This is a genomic window from Vibrio sp. OY15 (genome assembly GCF_000742455.1).
Classification (GTDB): Bacteria; Pseudomonadota; Gammaproteobacteria; order Enterobacterales; family Vibrionaceae; genus Vibrio; species Vibrio alginolyticus.
On record NZ_JPIL01000004.1, the window covers coordinates 212,046 to 225,719 of the forward strand.

The window sequence follows — 13,674 nt, forward strand, 5'->3', positions numbered from 1 at the left end:
TTACTTGTTGATAACCTTTTGACCACGGTAGTAACCTTCAGCAGTTACGTTGTGGCGTAGGTGAGTTTCACCAGAAGTCGCGTCTACAGATAGAGCAGCTGTAGTTAGCGCATCGTGTGAACGACGCATACCGCGCTTAGAACGAGTTTTACGGTTTTTCTGTACGGCCATTGACCCTACTCCTATACTATTGGGTTAAAAACCTGAAGAAGAATCGGCTACCACACCTATTACTTTTTCAGACTTTTCAAAACGTCGAATGGATTCGGTTTTTCTTCCTCAATTTCTTCAGGAATCTCACCAAAAACCATGTTATTTGAATCAACGCTACAATCCGCTTCATCGTGCATCGCAATTTGAGGTAATGCTAAGATGAACTCGTCTTCAACAAGTTGTATGAGGTCTAATTCACCATATTCATTTAGATCTACCAAATCATAAATTTCTGGTGCTTCCTGTTCTGTTTTCTCACCGTAGTAAGGAGTAGAAAGGAATTCAACTTCGCACTCATGTGCGAATACCTCATTACAACGCTGACACTCTAAATCGACTTCGATGTTAGCTTTACCAGAGATAACAACGAGTCGCTGTTCATCCATCCCAAATGACAATGAGACTTCTGCGTCGCGTTTTACGCCTTCAGTTGTTTCCACTAAGCGCTTGAAAAGACTAGCTTGGATGATGCCATCGTAATCCAATCGTTTCTGTGCAGCTTTAGCTGGGTCAACCGTTCGCGGTATTTTTACCTTTTGCATAGGGCGCGAATATTATCTTCCAAATCAAAATTAGTCAAAGAAAAAGGCAAAAAAGTTGTACTTTTTTGCGCTTAACATACAGAGCATTAGCCAGAATCATTTTTGATCGATTATCCTATTGGAAATGCTCCCACGAATTGTAATTCAAAATGAAAAATTACCAACTGGTTTTAGCCTCAACTTCCCCTTTTCGTAAACAACTGCTTGAAAAGCTCTCACTACCATTCGTTTGTTTATCACCTGATTGCGATGAAACACCTTTTGACCAAGAAACGCCAACTGAACTTGTGCAGAGACTGGCCCAAGAGAAAGCAATATCTTGCCAGACGGATAAAGCAAGTTTAGTTATCGGCAGTGACCAAGTTTGTGTCATTAATGGTGAAATCGTTGGCAAGCCTTTAAATAGAGATAACGCGATAAATCAACTTTTGGCTCAAAGTGGAAAAGTCATCACTTTCTATACTGGTCTTGCGGTACATAACACCGTCACAAACCATACAGAAGTCGGCTTTGATTCTTTCGAGGTGCACTTTAGAGATTTAACGCTTGAACAAATCGAACGCTACGTCGACAGGGAAGAACCTTTTTACTGCGCAGGCAGCTTTAAAAGCGAAGGCATGGGAATTTGCTTGTTTACGAAATTAGTTGGTAAAGACCCGAACACACTTGTCGGACTACCATTGATTGATTTGATTGATATGTTGCATGCTCAAGGACTCGATGTCCTTTAACCCAAATACGATAAAAGGGAGCCTGTGGCTCCCTTTTGCATCCGCGAGGAAAACATGGTTACGCGTTTCTTAAACCCGCCAACACTTTTTCTAGTTTCGGTTCCATCGGTGCGTTGATTTCCATCCACTCATCATTTGATGGGTGTTGGAACTTGATGTTTGCCGCGTGTAGGAACAAACGATCTAAACCAACTTGACCTGTATAAGCATCAAAGCGGCGATCACCGTAGCGATCATCCCAAGCGATTGGGTGACCAGTGTATTGCGTATGAACTCGGATTTGGTGAGTTCGACCAGTAATCGGACTCGCCTGAATCAATGTAGCTTGTTCGAACTTTTCCAAAATCTTAAAACGCGTTTCTGACGGCTTACCATTAGGGTTAACACGAACAATACTGTTCACTTCGTTTTTGAGCAGTGGCGCGTTCACAACCTTACAACTGCTTTTCCATTGCCCCATGACAAGAGCTAAGTAAAACTTCTTTACTGTCTTTTCACGAAACTGGGCTTGCAAGTGACGAAGTGCAGAACGCTTCTTAGCAACCAGCAAAATCCCTGAAGTATCACGGTCAATACGATGCACAAGTTCAAGAAAGCGAGCTTGAGGACGCAGAGCCCTAAGCGCTTCAATCGCACCAAACTTTAAACCACTGCCACCATGCACAGCGGTGCCAGATGGTTTGTTTAGAATCAACATATGATCATCTTCGAAGATAATCATATTTTCCAACTCAGCGACTTTGTTAAGTTTCGTACTTGGTGCGACATCGTCATCTTTTTTCTCGACGGTAACCGGTGGAATACGAACGAGATCGCCTGCTTTTAACTTGTACTCTGCTTTTATACGCTTTTTATTTACGCGCACTTCGCCCTTACGCACAATTCTGTAAATCATGCTTTTAGGAATGTCTTTTAATTGGTTGCGCAAAAAATTATCAATGCGCTGACCCGCCATATCTTCGTCAATGTCGACGAACTGGACTTTTGTTCTTATTTCGTTCATGAGCCGTATTGTAAACTCAATTTCGTGCGACTTCACATTATTCTTGTCGTAAAAGAAACACTCGGTGGCACATACTGGTCTAAATTTCGCCAAGCTTTTGTTTAAATTATTAAAACTCTCAATCAAGTTCTCAATTTGTTTTCTGTCTTGAACAGTTTGCACATCTCAATTGCTTATGAAACAGCCAGTTATAAAATAGAAATTTTGAGTTTAGCGGCAAATTTTCTATCGTTTGCGTGAAAGCAGATTGCTGATAGCCACGCGCACTGCTATAGTTCACAGCTGCTAAGGAAGGTTTGGTTACATTTTATTCATTACCAATCATTTATCCTCAAGCAATGTGAGTAGATCGTTGAAGGTCGAGTGCAGCATTGGCGTGAGACACATCGAATTCAACACTCTTGCCACTCTACTCCTCGCATATTCACGTTGAGTACCTACCGCCCAAATAGCGGGTCACAAGTCTACGTTTCCAACAGAAACCACAAGAGGCTTGTGATGACTGAAGTGCCCGAGAGCATCCCCTTCCAGCCGGGAGGCTGCAAAATACAAGCCATGGGATCAGGCACCGTGAAAGAGCGAAAAAACAGTGGCAAGTCGACAAGAAAGATATAAAAGAAAAGACAACGAGAATTTTCAATGAAAAGAATGTTAATTAACGCAACTCAAAAAGAAGAGTTGCGTGTCGCTCTGGTTGATGGCCAGCGACTTTTCGATCTTGATATCGAGAGTCCAGGTCATGAATCTAAAAAAGCGAATATCTACAAAGGACGTATCACACGTATCGAACCAAGCTTAGAAGCCGCATTTGTTGATTACGGCGCCGAGCGTCACGGTTTCCTCCCTCTCAAAGAAATTGCCCGCGAATATTTCCCTGAAGGTTACACCTACCAAGGTCGTCCAAGCATCAAAGAAGTGCTAACGGAAGGCCAAGAAGTTATCGTTCAAGTGGAAAAAGAAGAACGTGGAAGCAAGGGCGCAGCTCTTACTACTTTCATTTCTCTTGCTGGTAGTTACCTTGTTCTGATGCCTAACAACCCTCGTGCTGGCGGTATTTCTCGTCGAATCGAAGGTGACGAGCGTACTCAACTAAAAGCCGCATTAAGTACTTTGGAACTGCCTCAGGGCATGGGCCTAATCGTACGTACTGCTGGCGTTGGCAAGAGTGCTGAAGAGCTTGAGTGGGATTTGAATGTACTACTTAACCACTGGGGTGCAATCAAAGGTGCAGCGGACTCTAACCCTGCTCCATTCTTAATCCACCAAGAAAGTAACGTTATCGTTCGTGCAATCCGTGACTATTTGCGTCGTGATATTGGCGAAATCTTAATTGATAGCAACACCATCTACGAACGTGCAAAAGAGCACATTCAATTGGTGCGCCCTGATTTCCTTAACCGCGTTAAGAAATATGAAGGCGAAGTTCCACTATTCAGCCACTACCAAATCGAAAGCCAAATTGAATCGGCTTTCCAACGTGAAGTGCGTCTGCCATCTGGTGGTTCTATTGTTATTGACCCGACTGAAGCACTAACGTCTATCGATATCAACTCTGCTCGTGCAACCAAGGGCGGCGATATTGAAGAAACAGCTCTAAACACGAACCTAGAAGCAGCCGACGAAATTGCTCGCCAATTGCGTCTACGTGACTTAGGTGGCTTAGTGGTTATCGACTTTATCGATATGACCCCAGTTCGTCACCAACGAGAAGTAGAAAACCGTCTACGTGAAGCCGTTCGCCTTGACCGCGCTCGTGTACAAATCGGTCGTATTTCTCGCTTTGGTTTGTTGGAGATGTCACGCCAGCGCTTGAGCCCTTCTCTTGCAGAAGCAAGCCATCACATCTGTCCTCGCTGTAGCGGAACTGGTGTCGTTCGCGACAACGAATCTCTAGCACTTTCTGTACTTCGTTTAATTGAAGAGGAAGCGCTAAAAGACAACACAGCACAAGTACTTGCAGTCGTACCTGTGCCAATCGCCTCTTACTTATTGAACGAAAAACGTCGTTCAGTAAACCATATCGAACGCATTCAAGAAGTGAAAATTACGGTTGTTCCTAACTCTGATATGGAAACACCGCACTTTGAAGTTATCCGTGTTCGTGAAGGCGAAGAGTTCGATCTGATTTCTTACTTACTTCCTAAGAAACTGGAAGCAATGAAAGAAGCAGAAGGTAAAGAGCCAGCGGAAGTTGACGTAAAACCAAAACGAATTGAAGAGCCAGTTCTTAAAGGCTTTGCGGCTCCGTCTCAAACCGCACCTGCACCAGCAGCTAAACCAGCTCCTGAGGCGAAGAAGAAAGAACAAAACGTTGAACAAGAAGAGAAACCTGGATTGTTCAGCCGTCTGTTTAAAGCACTTGGTAGCTTCCTATTCGGTGGTTCTGAAGAAACAAAAGAAGAACAGAAACCTCAGGAAGAGAAAAAACCAAATCGCGATAATCGACGTAACAAACGTGATCGTAACGATCGTCGTCGCAATAGCAACCAGCGCGATAATCGTGATAATCGCGATAACCGACGTCGTCGTAAGCCTCGTGATGAGCAGGCTAATGAGCAAAACGAAGCTCAACAACAAACAAATAAACCGCAAAACCGTAACCAAAAGCGTAAACCTAAAGCTCAACAGGCAGATAAAGCCCAAGAGCAGAAAGCAAACGCAAAAGTAGCGGAAAAAGGTCTGCAGCTAGCAGCGGAAGCTCGTACTGAAACAAAACCAGAAGAGAGCAAACCGAAGCAGCAAAATGCGAAAGCAGAAAAAGTGAAAGAGCGCCGCCAACGTCGCAAATTGAACAAGTCTGTACGCGTTAAGGACCAAGAAGCTATTGAGAAGAAAGCCGAAGAAACAGCGGTTAAGACTCAAGAAACGGTTGAAGCTAAAGTTGAAAAACCAACAGAAGCAGCGGTAGAGGCACAGCAAGACAACAAGCAAGCAGAGTCTAAGCAACGTCGTAATCGTCGTTCGCCACGTCACCTGCGTGCAAGCGGCCAGCGTCGTCGCCGTGGCCGTGATCGCCGCCCTAACCCGTTCCGCCTACGTAAGGGAGGTGTCGCTTCTCCTGAAATGGCTATGGGTAAAGTAATGCCACGTTACATTCCGAAACCAGCACCTAAGAAGGAAGAGCGAGTTAAGGAAGAAGCTGTAGCAGCAGTACCTACAATCCAAGGTGGCTTTGCGTGTCCAGAAATGGCAATGGGTAAAGTGATTATTCGTCGCGAGCAACCTGTCGTAACAGATGCGCCAGTTGTTGAACACAAGGTTCAAGAAACCGTTGAAGCGAAAGTGGAAGCTCCAGTAGTAGAAGCACCTGTTGTTGAAACAGTAATCGCAGAAAAAGCTGAATCGGCAGTAGTAGAAACAGCATCGGTAGAGCCTATCGTTGAAACTCCTGTAACTGAACATGCTGAACCGGTTGATGTCATTGTAGAAACGGCACCTGCTGAAGAGCCTATCGTTGAAGCAGCAAAAGAGATTGCAGCCGAAGCGCCAGTAGATAAACCAGAGCCTAAAGTCGAAGCCATTAAAGTTGCGGCTAAGCTAAACGCTAGCGCACCGATGACGAAAGCACCTGGCCCTCAAGAGCTACGCGAAATCACGGTTGCAGCAGCGCCGTTCAAAACCGAACGTTACCAAGCTAAAGGTGCAGGTAGCCAAGTGGCTAAAAACCGTGCATCGGCAGAGATGACAAAGCCTAACTTTAACTAGGCTAAATCATTACGTTCAACTGCTTAACGGCATAAATAAATTAAAGGCTACCATCTGGTAGCCTTTTTTATCTTCATATTTGCCCAATAAATTGTTCATATAAATACCAATTCGTGATCACATTTGTACGCCATTATTCGCATCATTCTTGAACTTAATCACACTTTTCGGTAGCATGCGCCGACTCAAGTTTTCGACACCATTCTGATGCTGCTCTTTTAATACTACGGTTTACACTGCAATGTTTGATTAAAAATCAACCTTCCAGTGGCTTGTGCAAATACGAATATGTGTCGGGTTTAACTCATTGCAAAGAGAACTTAAAAACAAACATGTTCGAATTTCCCCAATTTTCTAAGCACTCCGTAAAAAATGATGTGCTATCAGGCTTAACCGTTGCGCTAGCATTGGTTCCTGAAGCTGTCGCATTTGCGTTCGTCGCAGGCGTAGATCCGATGGTCGGTCTTTACGCTGCATTCATCGTTGGTCTTATTACTTCCATTTTCGGTGGTCGTCCTGGCATGATTTCTGGTGCAACAGGTGCCATGGCAGTCGTAATGGTTTCGCTTGTCGCGACTCACGGTGTCCAGTACCTATTCGCAGCCATCATGCTCGCTGGTATACTTCAAATTGCCGCTGGTATGTTTAAATTGGGTAAGTTCATCCGTATCGTGCCTCACCCTGTGATGATTGGTTTTGTGAACGGTCTGGCTATTGTTATCTTCCTAGCTCAGTTGGGTCAGTTTAAAGCGCCAGATATCAACGGCATGCTTACTTGGCTACCACAAGACCAAATGCTACTAATGCTTGGTTTGGTTGCGCTAACTATGGCAATCATTCACTTTCTACCAAAAATCACAACGGCTGTACCCTCTTCACTTGTTGCAATCGTAACGGTGACTGCTTTAGTGGTTGGTTTGGATCTGGAAACTCGTACTGTTGTTGACTTCCTGCGTACAATGTCTGGTGATGAAGCGGCAACACTCGCAGGTTCACTGCCGACCTTCTCTATTCCGGCGGTGCCATTTACGCTAGAAACTCTACAAATCATTCTTCCATACGCGATCATTCTAGCGGCCATTGGTCTAATTGAATCTCTACTAACACTGACAGTTTTAGATGAGATGACGAATACTCGTGGTCAATCTAACCGCGAATGTATCGGTCAAGGTATGGCAAACATGACGTGTTCTGTGTTTGGCGCAATGGGTGGTTGTGCGATGATTGGTCAGTCGATGATCAACGTAAACTCAGGTGGTCGCGGCCGTCTATCTGGTATCGTTGCGGCTATCGCTCTATTGATGTTTATCTTATTCGCTTCTTCGCTAATTGAAATGATCCCACTCGCTGCTCTGGTTGGTGTGATGTTCATGGTTGTCATTGGTACATTCGAATGGGCAACATTTAAGCTAGCACGCCGCGTACCGAAGCAAGACTTCTTCGTTATTGTTCTTGTGACCGTTGTTACTGTTCTTACTGACCTTGCTGTTGCCGTAGCGGTTGGTGTTATCGTTTCTGCATTAATGTTTGCATGGCAACACGCTAAGCACATCTATGCCGACACGTGCTTAAACGAGGAAGGTTCAAAAGAGTACAAGATTCACGGCCCTATTTTCTTTGGCTCTGCGGCTAACTTCCTGGAGTTGTTTAACGCGCCTGAAGATCCAAAAGATGTGATTGTCGATTTTGCAGACTCTCGCGTGACAGATCACTCTGCAATTGAAGCCATTGAAACACTGGCTGAGCGTTACAATGCTCAAGGTAAAACGCTACACCTTCGTCACCTAAGCCCAGATTGTCGTAAACTTTTGGACAAAGCTGGCAGCTTGGTTGAAATTAACGTGAAGGAAGACCCAAGCTACAAAGTCGCAACCGACATACTAGCGGGTTAACACGAATAAAAAGGGATGAGCTGAGCTCATCCCTTTTTCTATTGTCTTCAAGCACGGCGATTATAGCTTCTTCAAAATTGCGTCTGATGCCTCTTCGATTAAATCAAGCACCAGTTCAAAGCCATCTTCCCCACCATAATATGGGTCCGGGACTTCGTCGTAAACTGACTCAGAATGACTTAAAAATAACGATACTTTGTGTCGATACTTCAACGGACAAATATCCAATAAATCGGCCAAATTTGCTTTATCTGCGGCTAATATAAGGTCAAACTTTTCAAAGTCATCAATGGTGACTTGGCGCGCTTGCATTCCTTTAAAAGAATAGCCTCGCTGCTTTCCTGCTGCCATCGCTCTTGAATCCGGTCGGTTTCCTGCGTGGTAGCCAATTGTACCTGCCGACTCAACCTCTACTTCAACGCCTAGCTTTTGAGCTTTCACTCTTAACACTGCCTCTCCAGTTGGTGACCGACAAATGTTTCCCATACAAACAACAAGTATTTTCTTCATTTTATTCCCTGAATTATCGGTGGTTTTTCTTCACGATATGTTGGTCTATCATAGCGAGATAAATCAATGAACCCAAATTAGCTTGGGCACAGCACGAAAAGGAATTGAGGAAGTATTATGTCTATCGAAGAAAATAAAGAAGCACGCCATAAAGCTCGCCAACAAAAAGTCAAAGAACAGGTAGACGCAAAAATCGCTGCTGCTCAAGAGGAAAAAGGTCTGCTACTGATCATTACCGGAAATGGTAAAGGTAAATCGACATCAGGATTCGGTACGATCGCACGCGCAGTGGGTCATGGTTTGAATTGTGCTGTCGCGCAGTTTATTAAAGGTACTTGGGACAACGGTGAGCGCAACCTACTTGAGAAACTCGGCGTTGAATTCCAAGTAATGGCGACCGGCTTTACATGGGAAACTCAAAACAAAGCCGCTGATACCGAAGCAGCGCAAGGCGTATGGCAAGAATGTAAACGCATGCTGCAAGACGACTCTATCGATGTCATCTTGTTTGACGAGCTAACTTATATGGTGAGCTACGGCTACATCGACTTAGACGAAGTGGTCGAAGCGCTGAGCAACCGACCTAAAATGCAGTCGGTTATTATTACTGGGCGTGGCGCACATCGAACCCTGATTGAAATGGCCGATACCGTTTCTGAAGTGAAAAATGTAAAGCACGCATTTGAATCTGGCGTAAAAGCCCTCAAAGGCGTCGATTGGTAACACTCGCAGAGTAATTTAAAAAGGGTTGGCAAAATGCCAACCCTTTTGGTTTTCACGCACGGTTAGTTGAAAAGATTCTTCAATAAACCATCGACCGCATCTTTGGTTTTCTCGTCTTTGATTTTGTCCGTTAGCTTCTCTACGCCACGATCGATTTCTTTTTGAGCTTTCTGCTTCAGAACATCATCGAATACGAGCTTGAATTTAGGTTCTGCCCACTTACCAGACACATTGATTGGAATCGTGATGTCTTTCAGCTCATCTATATCTTTACCGCCCTGGCCTTCTAGGCTGCCTACAACTGACGTGCTGATAGTAAAGTCGACTGTTTCATTGATGTAGTTTGCGGTACCTTTACCACGAACACGTAACAATGGAGACTGAGCTTGCATATTATCCGTTGATACTACACCTTTGTTGAGTTTCAATGTCGCCGTCATCGCACTGAAGTCTGTTTTCTTAGCTTCATTGGTGCCTTCAACTTTTTGCCCTTTAAATTTCGCATAGTTTTCACGAATCAACTGAGCAACGTTGATGCCATTCACCGCACCGTCAGCAAAATTGATAACAACCGTACCAGATAGATTCTTCTTGATACCGGTAGGCGTTAGACTCTTACCTGTAACATTCACATCAATGTTACCTGTCCCTTCAAGTTTGTCGTTTTCAGCAACGTCTATAAGTAGCGGTTGAACTTTCACGCCTTTGATTGACTTTTTAACACTGTAAGTCGCTGGTGATTGGCGTGCATCTAACTTCGCTGTCGCTGAGATTGAGCCTTGGTACAACTTCGAACTAAAAGATGTAAGCTCAAACACGCCACGATTTACAGTGAAGCTCGTTTTTACCGCTTCCATCTTCGCATTTGCCGCTTTGAATTTGTCGATGGTAATGTCACCCTTTACATCTAACGTTTTCAACGCAGACAAATCAGGCTCAACCTCAGGTCCGGCAGGAGCACTCTCGCCACCAGAAGCAGGCTTATTACCTTCGGCAGCTTGCTTATCTAACCCTAAAAACTCATCAAGATCGATATTGGGGCTATGGAGAGCAAAGCGTACTTTAGGAACATCACCGAGTGTCACATCTGCCTTACCATCTAGGGCGATAGCATTCGCTGTTAACTTCTCTAGAACAAAACTCAGATGGTTTTTCGTTAGGTCGAAAGACAGATCAGACACCATGTCGACTTTCATCGGGGACTGAGGTAAAGCGTCACCCTCAAAAGTCGATTTAAGAGTTAACTTATCCAACTGTACTTTGCTGATAGCCTTGTCCACGCTAAGTTGACCAGCACCCTGCATATCTAACTTCATACCACCAGCGACACCCTTAATGGCATAAGTCAGGTTATTTACTTTATCGAATTCAAACGTGTCTAAACCGATCGTTGCCGATTCAATTTTATTGGCAGGGTCAGAGTATGTCGCATCAAAGTTGATGTTCTTTAGCGCGTAGTTTGCCAAACCTTTTTCTAGCTTAAAGTCTGCCTGACCTTTCGCGGTGAACTTTTGGTCGTTCATTTCGCCCTTCACGCCAAAATCAGCCGTTGTCCAGTTGTCAAAAGCGAATTCGGAAAGGTTTAATGAAATATCATAAAGTTTGGTGTAACTACCGGCTTGCTTATCCTGCATTCCTAATGAACCGTTAGAAACCGTAACGCCAGCAAGATTAATACTCCAATCAGAACCAGAAGTTTGCGTTTCACCATTTTGCGTAGGCGCAGCATTGCTCTCTTGTTCTGCTTGTTGTGTTTGGGCTTTCGTCAATGCATCAATATTCTTGCTGCCATCTTTCTTGGTTTCAATGTAGAACTCAGCACCATCAAGCGTGACGTTTCCAATTTCAAGCTGTTGACTAAAAAGTGGCATAACAGAGATGTCTACACCAACGGTATCAACTTTGAATAAATTGGGTTTACTAAAGCCTTGTGGGTTTCGCAATTCTGTATGTCCCAACTCAAAGCCAATCGATGGGAAAAATTGCCAACTGATATCCCCTTCAATCACCAACTCTAATCCCGTTTGCTTTTGCGCTTGCTCAACAATAAGGGGTTTAAACTGATTCGGATTGACGAAGATGGTTAACGCTAAAATTGCGACCAAAATGACCACAATCGGTATTGCTAGAATTAAGAGCAGTTTCTTCATTTGTTTTTCCTTGCTCGAGTGTTTTTACAATTATAAGCGCAGACTCCATTTACCGCTGACAGTTCCACAAAAGCGTGAAAAGTGTCTGGTTTTAACCTGCAACTGACTAATTTAAAAACAAAAAAAGAAGTGGCACTTAAGGTGCCACTTCTTCTCTTAAAAATAAAGCGATATAGCCGTCTATAGGCTTAAGCTTTCAAAAGTCTTGCAATGTGAGCTTTTAATACATCAATTGCGATACGGTTTTTACCACCGCGAGGAACAATAATGTCCGCATATTGCTTAGAAGGTTCGATAAACTGCATGAACATCGGACGTACTGTTTGTTGGTATTGCTTAAGAACAGACTCCATAGTTCGGCCTCGTTCTTCCACATCACGCTTAACACGGCGAAGCAAGCAAATATCTAACGGTGTGTCCATAAATACTGTCGCATGCATCAAATCACGAAGACGAGGGTCTGTAAGAAGAAGGATACCTTCTAGAATGATCACCTTTTTAGGTGTCATTGTGGTGGTGTTAATTGTTCTTGTGTGCTCAGTGTAGCTGTACTCAGGCACTTCTACTGCTTCACCACGTACCAATTTTTCTAGGTGCTCACACAGTAGGTCGTGGTCCAACGCACTCGGGTGATCGTAGTTCGTCTTTACTCGCTCTTCCATGCTTAAGTGGCTTTGGTCGTTGTAGTAGCAATCTTCCGTGATGACACCGATTTGATGATCGCCTACTTTCGCGCGAAGCTCATTATAAATAGTGCTCGCGATCAGACTTTTTCCAGAAGCAGAAGCGCCAGCAATACCTACGATGACGCATTGATTATTATCAGACATTAGTTTGCACCCGATGATGATTTCTAGTCACATAAAAAGATAAACTGCCTGATTATAGGGAGTTCACCCCATAGTTACTAGTTGGAATTAGGGTTTAGTCATAAGTTTCTGCCTGCTCAGAGGATTAACCTCCGAGCAAACGTTAAAATGTGCAATTATCAACCAACAGGCATAGTAAACTTAGTTCACCATTGTAAAGCTAATCGCATCTGGTTTTGCTTTGCCTTGCCAAAACATCGTGCTACATACGCGATCGGCAAGTTGCGTATAATACCCTGCATGCTCACTTTCTGGGCGTCTTGCTACCGTTGGCACGCCAGCGTCAATATCTTCTCGCATAGAGATATGAAGCGGAATTTGTCCTAACAATGCTAAGCCAAATTCTTGCGACATTTTTTCAGCTCCGCCCATACCAAAAATATGCTCTTTCGCGCCACATTGACTACAAATGTGATAACTCATGTTTTCCACAACACCAATAACCGGGACATGGACTTTGTTAAACATTGCCGCTCCCTTCCTTGCATCGGCAAGGGCTAAATCTTGCGGTGTTGTGACTAGCACGCTACCTGTTACCGGAATTTGTTGTGACAGAGTCAATTGAATATCCCCCGTACCTGGCGGCATATCAATCACCAAATAATCCAAATCTGGCCAATCTGTTTCAGTTAATAACTGCGACAACGCTTTTGAAGCCATTGGACCGCGCCATATCGCCGCTTCTGATTTATCCACCAAATAACCGATAGAATGAGTATAGATGCCGTGAGCAAAAATGGGTTCCATCCACTTGCCATCACGAACTTCTGGTTTAGCATCTTCTTGCCCCAACATCATAGGTACAGACGGACCATAGATATCTGCATCCAACAATCCCACTTTCGCCCCAGATTGAGCAATCGCCAACGCTAAGTTAACTGCGGTAGTAGATTTACCAACGCCACCTTTCGCAGAACTGACGGCAACGATGTTCTTAACACCCTTAACCGAGTTAGCCACTTGAGTTTCTAAAGCTTTAACTCCAAGGCGAATATTAAATGGGAATTCAGCCACTTTACCCGAGGCTTGCTGCTGTTTAATCCAGTCATGCAGTACGGTTTGAAGCTCATTACTTGCGAATGGCAACGTTATATCAATAGAACCCTGTGTCGTAATCGAAATTGCGCCATGAATATCTGCCCAGTTTTCCACCAACTGTGGATGTTGGAATTGGTTAAACCAGTGACAAAAATCTTGTTTTGAAGTGAACTGATGCATAAGCCCTCCTTTTAGATGTCATGCTACCACCGTCCAGGCTCAACCAGAACCCCAAAAAAACTAAGGCATTCCGCAGTTTGACACCTTGGAGTTAGTCAGTTCATGGGGTAGTATTATC

Annotated in this window: 11 protein-coding genes; 4 read left to right on the plus strand and 7 right to left on the minus strand. The window is 44.1% G+C overall.

Annotated elements, in window-relative coordinates; all coding sequences use genetic code 11:
* Together rpmF and yceD are read right to left on the minus strand one after the other, a co-directional pair.
* Window positions 1-171, minus strand: a complete 171-nt coding sequence (gene rpmF, locus IJ23_RS06165) for a 50S ribosomal protein L32 (RefSeq protein WP_005396978.1) — start codon at window positions 169-171, stop codon at window positions 1-3.
* Between the two features lie 59 nt (window positions 172-230).
* Window positions 231-755 carry a 23S rRNA accumulation protein YceD gene (gene yceD / locus IJ23_RS06170; protein ID WP_005387307.1) on the minus strand — a complete coding sequence of 175 codons (525 nt, stop codon included), beginning with the start codon at window positions 753-755 and terminating at the stop codon, window positions 231-233.
* 149 nt (window positions 756-904) lie between these two features.
* Between yceD and IJ23_RS06175 the strand changes: the two genes are divergently transcribed.
* Window positions 905-1,486: a Maf family protein gene (locus tag IJ23_RS06175; RefSeq protein ID WP_033905748.1), complete on the plus strand. Its 582-nt coding sequence runs from the start codon at window positions 905-907 to the stop codon at window positions 1,484-1,486.
* A 58-nt stretch (window positions 1,487-1,544) separates the two neighbouring features.
* Here the strand turns inward: IJ23_RS06175 and rluC are convergent, their stop codons facing one another.
* On the minus strand, window positions 1,545-2,489 hold the full coding sequence (gene rluC, locus IJ23_RS06180) for a 23S rRNA pseudouridine(955/2504/2580) synthase RluC (protein WP_021033985.1): 945 nt from the start codon (window positions 2,487-2,489) through the stop codon (window positions 1,545-1,547).
* A 639-nt stretch (window positions 2,490-3,128) separates the two neighbouring features.
* On the opposite strand from rluC, the gene rne reads away from it, so the two are divergent.
* Complete coding sequence (gene rne, locus IJ23_RS06185; RefSeq protein WP_033905750.1) at window positions 3,129-6,194, plus strand: ribonuclease E; 3,066 nt, start codon at window positions 3,129-3,131, stop codon at window positions 6,192-6,194.
* 332 nt (window positions 6,195-6,526) lie between these two features.
* Window positions 6,527-8,086 carry a SulP family inorganic anion transporter gene (locus IJ23_RS06190; RefSeq protein WP_005380840.1) on the plus strand — a complete coding sequence of 520 codons (1,560 nt, stop codon included), beginning with the start codon at window positions 6,527-6,529 and terminating at the stop codon, window positions 8,084-8,086.
* Between the two features lie 60 nt (window positions 8,087-8,146).
* Here the strand turns inward: IJ23_RS06190 and IJ23_RS06195 are convergent, their stop codons facing one another.
* Window positions 8,147-8,596 carry a low molecular weight protein-tyrosine-phosphatase gene (locus tag IJ23_RS06195; protein WP_033905751.1) on the minus strand — a complete coding sequence of 150 codons (450 nt, stop codon included), beginning with the start codon at window positions 8,594-8,596 and terminating at the stop codon, window positions 8,147-8,149.
* Window positions 8,597-8,713: 117 nt separating this feature from the next.
* Here IJ23_RS06195 and cobO point away from each other — a divergent pair, with 117 nt between their 5' ends.
* Window positions 8,714-9,319, plus strand: coding sequence for a cob(I)yrinic acid a,c-diamide adenosyltransferase (cobO, locus tag IJ23_RS06200; protein WP_005380837.1), 606 nt, complete (start codon window positions 8,714-8,716; stop codon window positions 9,317-9,319).
* A gap of 62 nt (window positions 9,320-9,381) precedes the next feature.
* Here the strand turns inward: cobO and IJ23_RS06205 are convergent, their stop codons facing one another.
* The 3 genes from IJ23_RS06205 to apbC form a co-directional block, all read right to left on the minus strand.
* Window positions 9,382-11,469 (minus strand): AsmA family protein, encoded by a 2,088-nt coding sequence (locus IJ23_RS06205; RefSeq protein ID WP_033905752.1) that lies wholly within the window; start codon window positions 11,467-11,469, stop codon window positions 9,382-9,384.
* Window positions 11,470-11,657: 188 nt separating this feature from the next.
* Window positions 11,658-12,299 carry a uridine kinase gene (gene udk / locus IJ23_RS06210; RefSeq protein ID WP_005380833.1) on the minus strand — a complete coding sequence of 214 codons (642 nt, stop codon included), beginning with the start codon at window positions 12,297-12,299 and terminating at the stop codon, window positions 11,658-11,660.
* A 180-nt stretch (window positions 12,300-12,479) separates the two neighbouring features.
* Entirely contained in the window at window positions 12,480-13,556 is a 1,077-nt protein-coding gene (gene apbC, locus IJ23_RS06215) for an iron-sulfur cluster carrier protein ApbC (protein ID WP_033905753.1), read from the minus strand.
* Between the last annotated feature and the right edge of the window lie 118 nt (window positions 13,557-13,674).